Raw genomic sequence first — 16,791 nt, 5'->3', positions numbered from 1 at the left:
CGCGCCCGGTCAATCGCTTGCCGCCAACGGGCAACTCAACATGCCGCGCCCGGTCATTTCTAAGTTGCCGTTGACACCGTTGAAGGGTGGGTCGCATCGAGAGTCTCGGCCCACCCCGATTCCAAGCGGAACTGGATGTCATACATCCGAGGCTTTGGACGATGGCTGCGCGTCAACGGCGACGAGAACGCGTACGTGCTCTCGGATCGGTGGAAAGCCCGTACCGTCCGACCACAGCCGTATCTGCTCACACGAGAGGAGATCACCCGGTTCTTCCAGGCGGCGGCCAAGGCAGAAGCGGCCTTCCCGTGGAATTGCCAGGGTCTCGCGTTTTTCGCGCTGATGCATTCCTGCGGGCTGCGCACCTGCGAGGTCCGCCGATTGTCTGTCAACGACGTGAATCTCGCCGGCGGCTGGATCGACGTCCAGTGGTCCAAGGGCAACCACAGCCGCCAGCTTCCCCTTACAGAGCAGATCGTCGAGATCTTGGCCGCCTGCGATCAAGCGTTGAAGCGGGCCTTTGGCCAGAGGCGCACCACGTTCTTCGTCTCGACCACCGGGACACAGGTATCCGCGTCAGCCGTTGGAGTTATCTTCAGCAGGGTCTGGGATAGGGCCGGACTGCCACAGCCGCCGGAGGGAAAACGGTCCACGCCCTATGCCTTCCGCCATCATTTCGCCTACGCGAACATCGAACGGTGGATGACCGACGGCGTCGACGTCAACGCCATGCTGCCCTATCTGGCCCGCTATATGGGCCACACCTCGCTGAACAGCACCTACTACTACATCCACACATCCCCAGATTTCATGGACGGCTACGCAGAGGCGACCCGCGACGCCCGTGGGATGCTGCCGAAGGTCGGATTCGAATGAAACGCGATGCCCGCAACGACACCCCAAACTTCTGGGGATACGCGCGCAACTACCTGCACGACTACATGCCCAAAGTCAGAGCGCTGTCCGCGAAAACCATCGAGGCCTACCGCATCTCCCTGGAGTGCTACGTGGACTACCTGATCGGCGTCGAGCACATCGAGCGCAAGGACATCGGCTTCGACCACTTCGAACGACGGTTCATCAAGGCATGGCTGGCCTGGATGCAACAGACCAAGAACTACCAGCCCAAGACCGTGAACCTGCGCCTGACAACTGTCAAAGCGTTCCTGCACTACGCATCCAGCGAAGACCTTCGACTGGTCGCGCTGCACGACGCGGCCAAGGCGCTCAAGGCGCCCTCCCCGCCGAGAAAACCCGTCGAATACCTGCAACAGCACGAAACCGCCGCGATCCTCGCGGCCTTCGACGGCTCCAGCATCAAATCCCGGCGCAATCGCATGCTCCTGATCCTCCTCTACGAAAGCGCAGCCCGCGTCAGCGAGCTCACCGCGCTGACCCTGGGCGATGTCCGACTGCAGCGCCCGGCGCACCTGACACTGACCGGGAAACGGAACAAGAGTCGCATCGTGCCACTGGACGAGGAGACCGTCGGACATCTTCAGGTCTACCTCAAGGAATTCCACCCCCGAGATGCGAACCCGCCGGCAACGCGACCGTTGTTCAACAGCCTTCACTATGGAGAGCCCGCCAGGCTCTCCGAAGACAGCGTCGCCGCGATCCTCAAGAGGGCCGGAGACATCGTCCGCGAAACCTGCCCATCGATTCCCGCCAAGCTGCATTGCCACCTGATCCGCAAGACCAGGGCCATGGATCTCTACCAGCAAGGGATTCCGCTGCCGATCATCATGCAACTGCTCGCACACGAAAGCGCAAGCACCACCTCTGCGTTCTACGCCTTCGCCACCTTGGAGATGATGAAAGAAGCCATGAACGCAGCAACGCCCGGACTCGGTCCCGCCGACTCAGATTGGCTCAGCGAAGAGAAACTTCAAATCCTTTACACCCTCCGCTGACACAAAACACTAAGCCGAGGAAAAACCCGCAACCCCCTCGATCAACAGGCAACGGCGGACCATCTCGGCTTAGCGTTTTCCTCGGCATAATCTGAACTAAGCCGAATTCGGCTTAGTACCGACAACGGTTCCGAGTTCATCAACGAGCACCTGCTGGCCTACTGCCACCCGCACGAGATCACCTTCACCCGCTCCCGGCCCGGCAACAAAAACGACGGAGCCCACGTGGAGCAGAAGAACTGGGCCAGGGTCCGGGAACTGGTCGGCTACCTGCGCTACGACACCACCGCGGAACTGGCCAACTCAACGAGATCTGGGAGCTGGACCGTGTCTTCACCAACTACCTGCTGCCCCAGCAGAAGCTACTCTCCAAGCAGCGGCGCGGCGCGAAAGTCACCAAGAAACACGACGCGCCAGCCACACCCCACCAACGCGCGATCCGGCACGAACGGATGCACAAACGCCCGGTCATCCAGATGAACGCCGCCTTCAAACGCATCAAGCCCGGAGCCCCTCTCACGCCAGATCCTGGCGCTCACCGGGCAACTTGAAACACTGGCCCTAGCCAAGAAACCAGCACCCCTCAAACCCGTCAACCGCGCCTGGAACAACTAGGCATCGCGGAGGCTCTTCAACGAGCCAACGAAACCACTCATCCGGAGGTTTTCAAATAAGGCAACGTATTACTCTTCCCGGAGGTGTTGCAATGAGGCAACAGGCAACCAGCTGCTATTGCCCGAATTAGCCCGGAGAAAGACCCCTGAGATGGCTCCTAGAGTACACGGAGCTTCTCGACACAAGGCTCGCGCCTGCCTCGGTTGAGTGGGCACCCATCCCGTCCCGACGACCAAGCCCCATCACCGGAAGTGGAACCGACGCCGCCCCGGAGCGAACGGAAGGGTCGCACCACGCTGCCCGAAAACAAAAAACTACCGGTGGTCAGCCAATCAGCCCGAAGCAGCAACCATCATCGTTGCTCATGAAAATCGTAGCTAGGCCCGATGCCCCCGACTCACCAACTAACGAGGAGGGGGCCAAGAACTGGATCGTCGAGATGGTCCCTTCGACCGGGCCTGTTTGTGCCGCTTTGCTTCCGGTCGTCTTTATCGACCATGTAGAGACTGGGAAACCGGTCCATTAGCTGTTGGAGTGCGATTTGGAGTACTAGGCGCACAAGGTGCTGGCCAAGGCATTGATGTATCCCGTGACCGAATTGCAGATGTGCTGCAAACTCACGGGATGGATCGAAACGCTCGATGTCCTGGACTTGGTTCGGATCACCGTGCGGCACAGGCGGCGCGACGGTAACCGCCTCACCCGCCTTGATCAGCACGCCTCCCAGCTCAAGATCCTCCGTCGCGGTTCTCGGCAAGCGAACGTCAGACCTGCGACCTCTCCGAAGCGGGGCGCAACGAAGCAACTCCTCGACCGCCCGATCAATTGCCGCGGCGTTCGCTTGCATCAACTCCCACCGCTCTCGATCTTCGAGCAGAAATCGAACACCGTGGGTGATGGCCTCAACCGTCGTAAAGAAGCCAGCTGCCACCAGAGCAAATGCAGTCCCTAGGAGTTCGACATCGCTTAGCTGCTCAGAGTTGATCAGGCCCGTCAGAACGTCCGTCCCGTCCCCGCCGCGCTTACGAGAAATCACACCGCGCAAATAGTCATAGAATTGTTCGGTCTCCGCCATCTTTGCAGCCGACGCGCTCCCTGGATCGAACATAATTGCAGCCCTGGCTTCCCAGTCCTCTTTTTCACTGATTGGCAGACCGAGCAGCATGCACAAAGCGAATGAGGCGATAGGCAGAGCGAACATCTCTTTCAGATCTGCCAGCGGGCCAGCAGCTTCCATAACGTCGATCCGCTCGCCAACAAAATGTTCGATCGCACCCCGGTACTTACCAATTCGGCGCGGGGTGAAATATGGCGCCGCCAACCCACGCAGTCGCGTATGTTCCGGAGGATCAGTGCGGACGATGTCGCCCACGACTTCTGGGCCGCCTGTTGACGCCGCGGTTTGGCCACCGTCCTCAACTGCCAGCCGGAACGGACGCTGACTGAACCGCGAATCTCCATATACGGTTCGAATCAGCTCGTAACCTGTGACCAGCCAACCATAGTGGCCGTCGGGATACCTCAGTCTGCAAATAGGCTGCTCCACCGCCATGCGCTTGCGCTGCTCATATGTCAGATCAGGCAAATACACTGCTTCGTCCAGAGAGGCCGGCAGGGTGGCCGATCGCTCGCGTCTGCCAGGAGAATCGATCGTATCTACAGCCGAGTTATCCTGAGTATCAGGCCACCCGGCCGGGCATAGACCCTCGAGCCTTTGATTCGGATATTCGTCGTTGTTCGGCTCCATGTTACTCCCTGAAATGTTCACATTCCTGCGGCTATGACGACCATTCCTGTCGTCCCCTATGTAGATAATTGTGTATATGGCCGTAACAGGGCGTCTAATACCAACGTTCTATTCGGTTCATATTCAATTGGTATCGTTTACGGGCCATGTCCATGAGTTATCCCGCGTTTCCGAATTGAACTCAATGTCATTGAAGCACCCCCGACCCAGCCAAAAAGCGACCACATGTCCACTTCGAGGGGCAAGGCCGATCAGGTCAGTCCTTGGGCCCCAGTCATGTTCGACCAGGTTAAGGATGCGACAACTTCACCAAGCTCCCCCACGGCATAACAGCTCGTGCCCGGACTGTCGGCGGCTCCCACTGACCGTATGATCTTCCGTCGAGTCTGCCTAACTCCCCCACCGTCACTCCAGCTTGGGCAGGAATGTTCATGCGGCCGCCACACATCCTGCATGCCGAACAGCCCCTTAGTCCAGGCCGGTTCACGACGGACCGAGCGTTGCTCGCCCCAAGGGACTTGTGCGTAGTCCCGCGCCGGTGCGTCTACGAGATGCACTCTACGCTGGGCCGTTACCCTGGGTGACCGCACACAGTGCAGATCATCCATTGTCAATCCAACTCCACTGGGCCCATCCACGTCGCCGATGTTGTCGCACTCGATCTGCGTCGGTCGCTGACTCCAGGTCGACAAGCACACACGTAGGAACAGGTAGGTTTTCTCTGATCCTCGAAGGGGGCGACCCCCGTTCAAGGAGCCACCACACGTGGCCTGGTCAGCCCTCAGTAGTCCGCGGCAAGCCGGACACATCCAGCGGAACTCCCAACCCTTCGCGCCTTGCATTGGCAATCGCCTTGGCGCCCAACGCGACATCAACTACGCCAAACGCCCCAACGATCAGATAAATCCTTCTTGAATCGAACGGGGGATGTAGTTGCCCTGACATCAGGCTGCCAACCTCTCCTGCGATTCGACCCGATCCTGCTCCGCCCTCGCGAAAGTCTTTCCGCCGCATTTCCACGTCCCGCGCGTCATACACCACAGTCCACGCCTGCGAAATGAGCTCAACGTCGACTTCCCGGCGGCCACCGAGTGAGCAGACGACAACATCCTGTTTGAGCCACTGCGCCAAAACTATGTCGGTATCTTCCGCCACACTGGTGCAGGTAAAGACAACGTCGGCATCACTGACCGCCTGCCTGACGTCTGAAGTAGCGGAGAAGGTCTTGTCCTCATAGCGCAAGCCACCAGCTGCTTCAACTGCGTAGCGTGCGCTTGACTCTCTGCGCGACGCGACCGCCACACTTTCGACAGTCGGTATCGCAACCAAGTATCTGACTAGCGCTCGGCCGATGGCGCCGGCGCCAATCACGGCGACCCTCGTCATGGGTCGGCCACAAGCTGAGGCAACCGCGATTGCCATCGCAGCCGTCCGAACCGACGTCAGCTCTGTGCCGTCGAGCACACCCTTGAGCGAACCTGTTTCTGCATCGCAAATCAGGATCGTGGCCGGTACAAGAGGCAAGCCTCGTGATGGATTCCGTTCCGACACAGTGTTCCATTTGATACCTGCCACAGAATCCGGGAGTAAACATCCCGACGTGCTAACCATCCGAGAGCGTGTGCCCCCAATATCGACTTCAAAACTCGAGTGCGGACCGTTAATGACACGTGGCGAGCTCAATTCATTGAGCGTCTCACTCACAACGGAGTAGACCTCAGCATCAGAAATAGAGGCTTGAACGGTGGCCCCATTCAGGTAGAGCGGAGTTTCGGACATTACGTCTTACCTCTCATTTAATGGCGACCAGGCACTGCCTGAGATAACACAGACAGTGCCTGAACACTCTCGCCGCCTGCGGAAAAAGAAGTCCCAAGCCCGAGGAACCCCTGGGACGAGCTACCCCCAGCATCCGTCTCGCGTAAGCCAATACGAGTATTGGATCACCCAAAAAGACACAAATCTAGGCAAAAAAGCCATGGCATGCCGCCACATCCCCCTCGGGAAACAACCTAAATATCGTTGCGCTCGGGGATGGTGGAAGGAACAGAAATCAACATGTTCATCAGGGGCACATGCTGTTGAGCCCCGTAGACATCGCTCTCCCCCAGCGCGCACTGTGCGCGTGGTCGAACCAACGTCGCTTTGAAAGCGCGAGCGACCGGAACCTCAAAGAAAGACGAGATCACACTCACATCCACACCGTACGCGCGTGCAATACTAGCCGCGTTAAGCGAACCGCTGTTGAGCACAGCAGAGTAAACCTCGTCACTATCAAAAAAGGCATCCAATGTGATGCGGTAGGGGCCAGCGTTCTTGCTGCGCACAACGGTGGCCAGGTTGCCGAGCTTCACGAGCCGGGTCTGGTTCATCTAAACCTCTTCCATTACAACGGGAAAGAATTCGAGGGGTGACTGGACCTTCATTAGATGGTAAGCAGCAAATTCATACTGCTGACCAATGTTCTGAACGCGCGGTGAGTATGGCACCGCGAGGTTCCCAGAGATGTTCTTCTGGCCTTCGTAGCTGATATGCATGAGCTTTCCAACAATCGTGAAGCACGCGTCGAATGCCAGTTCTTGCGTACTCGCCGTAGCTTCTACTATCAGGCCCAGCTCGTGGGGGAGTGAATTGTCCACTTCCAATTCGCGCATGACCCCGTTGATCCCGTACTTGCGGAAGACGAAGCGCACTGAGGGGTCGGAAACGCGCTCTACCGCCCAATGCCGCGCCTGCTCTAGCAGATCGTCAATGCGCGAAATCATGGTCGGGCAGCGTACGCCGATGATACATAAGGATCGGTAACCCGCCGGCTTCGCGCCTTCCAGCTTGATCCAGTATTCATCGGTTCGCTCGCCACGAGTGCCTGTCACTCGCACGCGACGTTCGTCTACCTGTTCGAACTTGCAGTCGGAGAGATCAAGTACTCTGCCCGGCCCGTGCTGGACGAATGGATTCTCGCGCTCATACATAGAATGAGCAGACACCGATTTGAGAGACGCAACGCGACCGAGACTTCCAGGTTCAAGGGTGAATCCGTCGCTGTCGAGGGTTCCGAGCATCACGTCCATGCCGAACGGCTCCGCACTGAACGCACCGCATTCAAGAATCTTGCCCATATGAACGGCCAGGGCCGGGTCAAATCCCTTCCAAGTCGCAAACGATGAGATTGCGTTGTCATCGCATGCACGGCCGGCGATGATTACCTCTGCGCCTTGGTCCAGTGCCTGATGAATCGGTTCTTCGCCCATTTGCGCGACCAGCCCTGAACATGCTTGCACGTCCTGAGGGGTCAATTCGAAGCCTGCCTCGAAGTCGCGCACATTGCCAGCCTCGATCGCCGCAATCACTCGTTCCTTTGGGATATCTGAATAAATTCTCGCGAGCCGAAAGTGCAGGCCAAGTTTCCCTGCTACCTCCCTGACGAGCTCGGTAAGGTGATCGACGTGCGCGTTTGTTCCGGCTCCACCTGCGCTCCCAACGATGAAGGGAACGCCAGCTCTGCGAGCAACTGGCAGCAGTGTCGCGAGTTCCCTTTTTATGATGCTGTCAGTGACGAACGACTCACCCGAGCCGAGGTAATGGGGACCGGGGTCCGTCGAACCTGCGTCTACCGCAATAGCATCGGGGTGCAGCGTCATGCCGCGGTTCAGGGCGTCAATGCCGAAACCTGCGCCCAGAGCTCCAGTGGGAGCAAGAATACGCACAGTTGTCATGGTCTCCTCATTCATAAGCATGCAGGAATGCTCGGTCAGCAGGGACACCACGATCATGGGCATCCCGGTGCCGATCGTCCCTGCACTATGGACGAACGTTCGAAATTAAGTCGCATCGTGTCGCTCCGGAGCCAACTCCGTCGCGTCTCAGGATGTGCCTTCGACCAGCTGTAGTGAGCAGAGTTCGTTCGTGATCCACTGCTCTCGATGGTTTTCTCCACGCTAGGCTTCAAATCAACCGCTCGTCCATGACCAAGTTCCGACTCAGTTATTCCCGTTCAGTATCACGCCGCGAGTTCTGCAGCGGGAGAGGAAGGCAGTTGATGGTGCCCGCCAGACAGATCGGCTCGCATCTCGGAGGGGCAGGTGCCCACCGCCGACGGCGGAATAGCGTCCTCCGACGACCCGAGTGCGGCGGCGATATAACGGAAGTTGTCGACTGCTTGGCCACCAGTACCCAGGTCTCCTCGAGGGTTGCAGTTATCGGGCTCTACCGGAAGGCGAGCTGCTGGGCACTTGGCTCGACTATCTCGGGGCCGTGTGATAGATCCGAAACCAGGCGTGAGGAGACAGCTGACGTCAGCTGTCCACAGACTGGCGTAAGTGATGATGCCGGTCCGGTCATCGACGCCGCGCCCAAAGCTAACCGGCTCAATCAGCACGAGAAGGTTCCCCGATGTCTCCCCACCCACGACAAGGTTGCCTCGCACCACACGCTGTCGTTAGGCATGGACGGCTCCCACCATGCCTCACCGCGCACTGAGCTCTCAATGCAGTCGGGGCTGCTGACGAGCACGACATCGTACCCGAGGTATGATGGGGAGTAGTGGGCCCACTTGGCGGAGTTGGTCATCGCGCCGTCGGGGGTGAGTACCTTCGAGGTCCCGTAGGTGCAGGTGTCTCGGACGATCGTTAGGCGGCTCTCCTCGAGGCTGGCCACGGTCTGGGGCTCGGACGCGGCGACTCCCCGGCGTGTGGTGTCGAAGCTCCGCACTTTGCGACCGACGACGCCGCGCTCCCGCCCGAGCTCGATAAGCTGCACGGCGAGAGGTTGGACGGCGCGCCGATGCTCATGCCGCCCAGCCTCGCGCCTGACGAAGCTCTCGTCTGCTCATGGTGGGTGCGCAGAAGGTCGTCGCGAATGACCCGCCTCTTGAGAAGAGGGGCCCTGCTCTGGACGGCCGAGACAAGGTCCGGAGGCTCCGGTGTCCATCCGGCCACATGGAACATCGCCACGCCACCGCCTGATGCCGAGGAGCGCAGACAGCAGATGGGGGCCGACGGTGTCGACCGTAACACCGTGCGCGGCTCAGTTCTCTTGCAGATTCAGGCCCGACTGGGGCACCCGCCCCGTGGTCGCCGCGCGGACGTCGATCAGGTCGCCGTTCTGTTCGTGCGCTGGCCAATGATGCTGTGGCCGAAGACGATCTCGTTCGGCCCCGCCCATGCGACGTCGTCGCCGGTTTGAGGTCGAGCCCACCGACGTTCAGCGTGGTGGGCACACGCACTTAAACCGCGGCCACGAATCAGGAAGTCCACGAAATCCTCTCTCGACGGGCCGTGGTCCAGGCAGCCGTTCGTGCGTCAAGACGAGCGGGATGGGCAGCTTTGCACTCTAGATCCGGACGGCGACCAAGACCACGCATGGCGAGCGCCAAGGAACCGTCGTCGCCGACGAGCATGCCCTGTTCTTCGCTGGTGAGGTCTATCGTCGGCTGGGGTCACGTCCACCTCAGACTCCCGCAGGTGTGCGAGGTCGGTCTCCGAGAGGCCTTTGCACATCGCTGACGAGGATCCCATCTCGTTCTCGGCACGAGGTTGAGCTCGCATGCAACGCCTCCTGAAGACCCGGGATACCGAGTCGGGTCTTGGGGAGCGCAGAGCGGCTTGGTGACGGCCGAATGCAGCAAAGGAGCGGCCGGCCCCGCTCCTAGGGTTGTCTCGTGAGTCTCATAGGCGGGAGCTTTGCTTCGCTTGGGCCTTCGGAGCCATTGGCTCTTCATGTGCTTTCAAGGAATCTCCGCATTCCGCTCGTGGAGACGCCACTGGCGAATGCCTTATCGTGGAGTCGTTCAGCCGCGTCGAATGCCCGGTTAAAACGATTCTCAAGGGACTCAAAGCACCACTGCTTCGTCAGTGCGTAACTCTCGGTTGGCAGCTCTGCAAGCTGCTTGGCCAATGCGACGGCACGGTCTCGCGTATTCGCTAGGGGCATGACCTCTTCGACCAAGTGGTTTGCTAAAAGCTCTTCGGCACCGAGCATTGACGCGCTCAAAGCGAGAAATCGAGCGCGTGGGAGACCGAGTGCCGACTCTAACAGCAATGTGCCGGTTACGCTCGCTAGGCCCCAACGGCCCTCAGTTTGGCCTGCCCGGGCGCTATCAGCTGCTACGCGGGCGTCACATAGCAGGGCAAGCTGCAGCCCCGATCCGGCCGCGACCCCGTTTATTGCAGCGACAGTCGGTCTTGGGAATCGCAGTATTACCTCATACAGCGCCCGGAACTCCCTTATCGATCCTTTAATGGATTCCTCATCCTCGATGGACATCTCGTTCATGTCCTGGCCAGAGCAAAAAGCTTCATCGGCACCGGTAAAAACGATGCCCCGAACTTCCGAGGTAGTTTCAGCCTCGCGCACGATCTCCAGCAAATCTCTCCGCATTCGACGCGTCCAGGCATTCAGTCGCCCTTCGGAGCGAAGCTCGAGAACGGTTATTCCGTCCGTTTGACTTACAACTAGGTCTCCCACAGCTAACTCCACTCCGCATCACAGGGACCCACGCATCCATTCTCGCCATTGGTGCGCGCGCTTTTGTCAGTGCTCATGCGCGTCAAAACGTAGCGGATGACTTGGGCAGTAGAAACAAACTTAGGAGTCGCCGTCTCCCTGGGTCTAATACCAACTTTGATGCGCCCTTATACCGGCCCGGTGTCGATCTTTATTGTCGACTGATCTCGGCGGGCACGCCCAGCACAGTGGCTCGTCTAACGTTTGGCGAGTCTGGTTCCGGTGCTCGCCTAGCAACCCCGCCCCAGCTATACCGCCCCACCGGCGACAGCCTCTTCATAGGGGAGCCCAAAGTGTCGTATTTGTTCTGGCAAGGGAAGCTACGCGTGTAGATCAGGGAGTGTCTGAATAACGGTGGATTCAGGGTTGGCCTGACACGCCGGGCAGCATGCCTGGCGGGGAGGTCGCCCTCGACGTACGCAATCAGCCAGACACAAGTTCAACTGGATTGTCGCTGAAGTCCGCCAGGGCAGTTGCGGTATCCGAGAGCGGGCGGCGCTTGGGGCGAAGTTTGGCGGGGCTCAACAACCAGCCCGGCCCTCGTCGATATCAGATCGCTATTGAAATGGTGCCGGATTGGTGTTGGACCGATGTCGCCGGAGACGGCTAGTGTCACACGCATCGCAGCTTCGGTTCCCTCAGGGGAGCCGAGGTGGGCCGAGCAAGCGTAAGTCCTCGCGGCCAGGAAATCGGACCAATCATCATAATGTCTCCTCGGCTGACGCCAAATTGGCCAAGCTAATAGTAGGAGGACCGATCGTGCCGCCACAGCACGGCGGAGATGGTTCTCGTTTAACCAAATCGGCGTCGACAAAACCCACGCTGCGTCTGGCGGGCAAAGGTCCACACCATTCTTCCGCAACGCGATTTTTTGCGGTCATCACGACTGGATTTCTAGAAGGAGAGACTTAGGTGAGTGCAACCGGTAATGTCATGCGGTTCCTTGAACAACACGTGCGCGAAAATCCAAGCCGCGTGGCTTTGAAGTTCGAAGAGAGAGCATATACATACGCAGAAGTCGGCGCCGAGACGGATCGTTTGTCCCGTGCATTCCGGGAAAACGGTGTGAAGCAAGGCGATGCGGTTTGTGTCATGATGCCGAACTCCCCTGAATTTGTCTTCACCTGGTATGCCCTCGCGCGTGCGGGTGCTGTCTTGGTACCGGTTAACGGCGAATACACCGAGGATCGTCTCGCCCGACTGATCAACAGCGTGAACGCAAAGATTGTGGTCGCGGACAGCCGCTATGACGAGAACCTGGCTGGCGCGCTGGAACAGGCGGGTGCCGTCGAGACAGTGATCCGCCGGGGTGCGCCTACCGAGGCCAGGATTGGTGGCCGGCGCACCATCTCCTTTGACGATTTTCATTCAACGGACTCAAGTGACGCGCTGCTGGCCCCCGTTCGTCCGCATGACCCGTTTATGCTGATGTTCACTTCCGGTAGCACAGGGGAAGCCAAAGCGGTGGAGATTAGCCACGGCTACGCCGAGCACATGACACATCAACTTGTGCGGTACGTGGGTTACAACCGCGATGACACCTTGTTCACTTGCTTTCCGCTTTTCCACGCCGACGCGTGTCTCCTGTCGGTCTTACCGGCACTGATTCTCGGCGCGACAGCTGCTGTAGTCGAGCGTTTCTCCGCATCGCGTTTCTGGGACCAAATCCGTCGATCCGAAGCGACGGTGTTTACTGCCATGGGGGCGGTGCAAGGCATCTTGCTCTTGCGGGAGCCTAGCGAGCTGGATCGCGAACATCATCTGCGGATCACCATCGCCGGCGCCGTGCACGACCGCATTAGCGATTTCGAGGACCGGTTTGGCATTCGGCTGGTCCAACTTTACGGAGGCACTGAGTTCGGTTTGGCTGCCTTCCACCTCGACGGCCGAGCAGCACCCGGATTACTGGGGCGCGCCTCAGACGATCACGAAATCGTTGTAGTCGACGAGGACGACCGGCCGGTGCCCACCGGGACCGTCGGTCAACTCCTGGTTCGGCCGCGTGTGCCCAATGCGTGCATGAGCGGATACTACGGCGACTATGCCGAGACTGCCCGGGCGTGGCGCAACTTATGGTACCACACTGGAGACTTGGGCTACGCCGACGAGAGAGGAGTACTTCATTTCGTCGGACGTGGGAAGGATGTAATCCGCCGACGAGGCCGCAACATTCCACCGGCTGAGATCGAAACAGTGCTCCGAAGCCATCCCGAGATTATCGACTGCGCCGCGATCGCGGTTCCTTCCGAACTCATTGAGGACGAAGTCAAGGTCGTCGTGGAACACCGGTCTGGGGCAATCCCCGATCTCGATGAGATCGTCCGGCTGTTCCGCGAGCGGCTGCCCCGTTACATGCATCCACGCTATTTGGAATTCGTGACCGAGATTCCCAAGACGCCCACCGGCAAACCAGCCAAGGCCACGCTACGCCAGCAATGGCGCACGCCGGCGACGATTGACCTCGACAACGTGGTGGTCAAAAGCCTTGTCACTGACGGTCTCGGAGTCGGTGCGGACCGCCAGTAGGCCGGCACCGCATCCCACTGTTTGACTACGTCGGGTGGATCTCGATGACCGCAGTCCTCGCTGTCCTCAAAGCTCGCCCAGATGGTGCAGGCATGGCATGGCCAGCTGCGCAACGAAATCAGCCTCTCCTCTTAGGTGATCCGGCTTTCCGCACTGATCGGACCGGGGCAGGGGTCTCTTGACCGGTGGGAGGTCGAGGAGGTCTTCCTTGTCCGCCAAAGGCGAAGCGGACCTGAACAACTACCAAGCGCGCCTGTGCACCGACTGATGGCGAAACATCACCCTGGCCATACTCGCCCACGCTGTCCTCACCGGCCACTCAGGCGAAAGAACGGAAACAGAACTCGGCCGGGCGGAGGCCTCGTTGCCCTGTCCTTTGAAGCAGATTCAAGCGCCTCATTACGCGTCTGGGCCGGGCTGCCATTCCAATCAAGCCCGTACTGGACCGCTCTCGGTGGCGATGACATTGGTGCGCACCGACCCGAAGGCCACGTGCTGGCGTGCATCAAAGCGGATGTCCCAATCGGTCGGGGGTCGGCGAACACGTCTGTGTCGCGGTCGGCCCCGCCCCGAGCAGCGCCACGCCGATCTCGATAACGTCGTCGTGGGTCAGGACACCGGTTCTGAGCCGATCAACGGCCAGCCTGGACAGCAGGTCATCGGTGGGATTCGCCAGTTTGTCGTCGACCGGCCCATGTAGTCCTGCCGTCCACCCATTGCGGCCAGGGAATCCGGCACGGGCGTGGACCTGCTGGCGGCGATCTTTGGCTACTTCTGAATCATTCGTGGTCGGCATGTGGCGCGCCGAGCAGCTCACAGACCGTGAGGCTCGCGACCGGGAGGGCGATCTCCCCCATCAGGCCCGCCGGTTTCGGACCGCCAGTAGCTTGTCGATGCGCTCGTCCACGATCCGCTGGATGACCGGCGCACCGCTTCCACCCGCTTGACCGCGAACGGCGCCCCAATCGGCGTAGCTGCGCACGGTCAGGAACGTCCAGGGAAAAAGCCGACTTGCCTTCCGGTTTCTGGTCCTCCCAGGCGCCTTCCATGCCTTTTGCTTCGGTGGTGGGGAAGCCCGCGTGCATGCCGGTGTCGCCGTCGATGCGCACATTGGCGCTGGTCCTCTAGTCGGCTAGCAGCGGACGTGTCTCGGCGTAACCGCTGGCACGCCACTGGGTGCTGCCGTCCCAAATCCGGACGCGGCTGATCGGCGCGTGCCCGGAACAGCGTGGGAGGCGGGTCGAACGGGCAGCCCGTCGCCCTGGGACATCGGAAAACTGGCGATCTCCGCCGGGTCGGTTTTACTCGGTGGCGAATTTGTCACGTGGTTCCTCCCAGTGCGCTTGGAGGGTGACGGTAAGACATTCGAGTATTGCAACACCTTAAGTAGCGTGTTGCTTGGTTGCCCAAGACCAATTGGCAATTCTCTGATTCCGGATCGGTATCATTGCGCGTGCACCAGCGGCATGACCTTCCGGGCCGATTAAGTTGATCGACGCAGCGGTGTCCCAAGCCTTCCAAGTCGCTCGATGGGGTATTCGACGTCTTCGCCACTGGCTGCCCCCTCGGGAGACGTTGTCGTAAACAGCGCGGGCCGGGCTGGGAGTACGTCGATGAGGTCGTTCACTTGATCGAGTTCAGTGAAGGTGCCGAGGTCGTGGATGAGATGCTCGAAGCGGTCTATACAGTCCACGCACCATGCAGCGTCCTCGCTGCGCGCATCGGGCAGCACCGTCGACCCAAACAGGGCTGATCTGGGTCCACACGTTTGGCTCGAGCACGTCGCGATGAGCCACCGCGCGCCCCGGCGCTAGCCATATCGTTGCAGTCATCTCGATGACTGCACCGAGACCGCCCAGCAACGAGTGCAGCTCGAGGAAGATCGGCAGGGCACTCTCCAAGTCGGCGACTTTCCCGAAGTCGGGAGATCGGACAGCCGAAGCTGGCCTTCCGCAGGGGCGTTCGGGTAGCCGGGGACCCCTCCGATGGCGGAGGCGAGGCCGATCTGGAGTGCTGACTAAGAAGGTGGGGCTCCCGCGCTTAACGCCCGCAAGGCCGCTCTCGGTCAGCCACTTCACGTGCTCGGCGGAGCGGTCGCAGTCCAACCAGAGGTCCTGATTGAACGGCTCCGCCTCATCGATACCAATCGGGCATCGATGGGTGCGCATGTCGGTCTTGGACGGTCGGACTCCCGGGTGCCTAAAGTGACGTGGCGCACTTAAAGCAGAGGCGTACGTTGGATATACGAGAGGTGAACACCGTTGGACCGGCGCGTGCCGGGAAGCCTGGACACCTAGAGATGGAGTACGTTATGAACGTTGGGAACCGGGTGCGCGGCCTCCGGGGTTGGTGCTTTGTGGGGAGCGCCGCCCTGGCTGTCGTCTTGGCTGGCTGTGGCGGCGGCTCCGGCACGCCGTCCGCTTCGTCGGTAAGTGTCGACACCGTGCTGAAAATGCCCGACCTGAAGGGTCAGACCGTCGTTGTCAACACTTACGGCGGGTCGTCGGCGGACGTGCTCAAGAAGGACGTGGTCGCGCCTTTTGAAGCCGCGACCGGGGCGAAGGTCGTGCTGAGCACGAACTGTTGCGATTCTTTTGCGACACAGGTCCAGAGCGGCCAGTTCGCCGGGGACATCGTACTCGGCACTGACTATGGGACGGCGGCGGCGTGGGCCACTGCAGGTTTGCTCAAGCCTGACCCGCGGCTGGCTCAGATCGCGACGACCCGCGGTGTCGATTCCGGTCTTGTCAAGGACAGCCTGATCCCGGTCAACTACAACGCCACCGTACTGGCGTGGAACACCAAGGTTGCGGGGAATGACCACCCGAGCTCGTGGACCGAGTTCTTCGATACCTCGAAATTCAAGGCGACCCGCGGTCTGCAGAAGATACTTGTCTCAGGATGGAACTTCGAGGTTGCCACGTTGGGCTCCGGCACGCCGGTTTCGAGCGTGTATCCGATCGATGTGAACAAGTCGCTGGCGGCAATGACGGACCTGCGCAAGCACGCGCCGGTCAACTTTGTGGCAACCGGTGCCGATCTGATGAACCAGCTCGGCACGGGCCAAATCGCCTATTCTCTAGCCCCCAACAACCGGGTTGTGCAGGCCATCCAGCAGGGAGTGCCGGTGGATATGACGTTCAACCAGGCACTGCTCAAGGCCAATGCGGCTGCGATTCCTGCGACGGCGAAGAATGTCGACGGAGCCGTGGCGTTCATCGACTTCTATATGCGGCCCGACATGCAGGCCGCAATCGCTAACGACAGTGGGCTGTCGCCGGCCTACTCGAAGGCCACTGAGATGGTCGATCCGAGTGTGCGGAAGTACATGGCCACGGACCCGTCGAACCTGAGCCAGGAGATCAAGGTCGACAACGACTGGTGGCAGAAGAACAACACTCCGGCCCAGGCGGCGTTCACCAAGTGGCTGACCCAGGGCTGATCCGCCGTGGCCGCGACTGAATCCCGGGTCGGTCCCGCCCCCCT

The 16,791-nt window shown here is 60.1% G+C and carries 13 protein-coding genes; 5 read left to right on the top strand and 8 right to left on the bottom strand.

Translation table 11 applies throughout. The annotated features are described in order from the left end of the window. Positions 1-135 precede the first annotated feature (135 nt). Together AC3WJM_RS22105 and AC3WJM_RS22100 are read left to right on the top strand one after the other, a co-directional pair. Positions 136-876, top strand: coding sequence for a tyrosine-type recombinase/integrase (locus tag AC3WJM_RS22105; RefSeq protein ID WP_492272953.1), 741 nt, complete (start codon positions 136-138; stop codon positions 874-876). Then, positions 873-1,913: a tyrosine-type recombinase/integrase gene (locus AC3WJM_RS22100; RefSeq protein WP_492272952.1), complete on the top strand. Its 1,041-nt coding sequence runs from the start codon at positions 873-875 to the stop codon at positions 1,911-1,913. The genes AC3WJM_RS22105 and AC3WJM_RS22100 overlap by 4 nt, the downstream gene beginning before the upstream one ends. Before the next feature lie 1,012 nt (positions 1,914-2,925). Here the strand turns inward: AC3WJM_RS22100 and AC3WJM_RS22095 are convergent. From AC3WJM_RS22095 to AC3WJM_RS22075, 5 genes are all read right to left on the bottom strand, one after another. After that, complete coding sequence (locus AC3WJM_RS22095; RefSeq protein WP_492272951.1) at positions 2,926-4,275, bottom strand: cytochrome P450; 1,350 nt, start codon at positions 4,273-4,275, stop codon at positions 2,926-2,928. 774 nt (positions 4,276-5,049) lie between these two features. Beyond that, positions 5,050-6,054, bottom strand: coding sequence for an NAD(P)-binding domain-containing protein (locus AC3WJM_RS22090; protein ID WP_492272950.1), 1,005 nt, complete (start codon positions 6,052-6,054; stop codon positions 5,050-5,052). A gap of 233 nt (positions 6,055-6,287) precedes the next feature. Continuing rightward, positions 6,288-6,647 carry a DUF4387 domain-containing protein gene (locus AC3WJM_RS22085; protein ID WP_492272949.1) on the bottom strand — a complete coding sequence of 120 codons (360 nt, stop codon included), beginning with the start codon at positions 6,645-6,647 and terminating at the stop codon, positions 6,288-6,290. Next, complete coding sequence (locus tag AC3WJM_RS22080; protein WP_492272948.1) at positions 6,648-8,054, bottom strand: acyclic terpene utilization AtuA family protein; 1,407 nt, start codon at positions 8,052-8,054, stop codon at positions 6,648-6,650. Positions 8,055-8,646: 592 nt separating this feature from the next. Continuing rightward, positions 8,647-8,985: a hypothetical protein gene (locus AC3WJM_RS22075; RefSeq protein WP_492272954.1), complete on the bottom strand. Its 339-nt coding sequence runs from the start codon at positions 8,983-8,985 to the stop codon at positions 8,647-8,649. A gap of 147 nt (positions 8,986-9,132) precedes the next feature. Between AC3WJM_RS22075 and AC3WJM_RS22070 the strand changes: the two genes are divergently transcribed. Beyond that, on the top strand, positions 9,133-9,459 hold the full coding sequence (locus AC3WJM_RS22070) for a hypothetical protein (RefSeq protein ID WP_492272947.1): 327 nt from the start codon (positions 9,133-9,135) through the stop codon (positions 9,457-9,459). Positions 9,460-9,990: 531 nt separating this feature from the next. On the opposite strand, the gene AC3WJM_RS22065 is transcribed toward AC3WJM_RS22070, so the two are convergent. Beyond that, positions 9,991-10,740 carry an enoyl-CoA hydratase/isomerase family protein gene (locus AC3WJM_RS22065; protein WP_492272946.1) on the bottom strand — a complete coding sequence of 250 codons (750 nt, stop codon included), beginning with the start codon at positions 10,738-10,740 and terminating at the stop codon, positions 9,991-9,993. A gap of 951 nt (positions 10,741-11,691) precedes the next feature. Here AC3WJM_RS22065 and AC3WJM_RS22060 point away from each other — a divergent pair. After that, positions 11,692-13,305 (top strand): AMP-binding protein, encoded by a 1,614-nt coding sequence (locus AC3WJM_RS22060; protein WP_492272945.1) that lies wholly within the window; start codon positions 11,692-11,694, stop codon positions 13,303-13,305. Positions 13,306-13,810: 505 nt separating this feature from the next. On the opposite strand, the gene AC3WJM_RS22055 is transcribed toward AC3WJM_RS22060, so the two are convergent. Both AC3WJM_RS22055 and AC3WJM_RS22050 read right to left on the bottom strand, forming a co-directional pair. Continuing rightward, the gene (locus AC3WJM_RS22055; RefSeq protein ID WP_492272944.1) at positions 13,811-14,101 is read right to left on the bottom strand and encodes a hypothetical protein; all 291 of its coding nucleotides are present in this window, start codon (positions 14,099-14,101) and stop codon (positions 13,811-13,813) included. A 687-nt stretch (positions 14,102-14,788) separates the two neighbouring features. Then, positions 14,789-15,037 carry a hypothetical protein gene (locus AC3WJM_RS22050; protein WP_492272943.1) on the bottom strand — a complete coding sequence of 83 codons (249 nt, stop codon included), beginning with the start codon at positions 15,035-15,037 and terminating at the stop codon, positions 14,789-14,791. Positions 15,038-15,661: 624 nt separating this feature from the next. On the opposite strand from AC3WJM_RS22050, the gene AC3WJM_RS22045 reads away from it, so the two are divergent. Continuing rightward, positions 15,662-16,747 (top strand): extracellular solute-binding protein, encoded by a 1,086-nt coding sequence (locus AC3WJM_RS22045; RefSeq protein WP_492272942.1) that lies wholly within the window; start codon positions 15,662-15,664, stop codon positions 16,745-16,747. The last annotated feature ends 44 nt before the right edge of the window (positions 16,748-16,791 follow it).

Source organism: Arthrobacter sp. FW306-1B-G06A, assembly GCF_058781765.1.
Note: the sequence above shows the minus strand (reverse complement) of the source record. Positions and strands in the feature narration are given on the sequence as shown.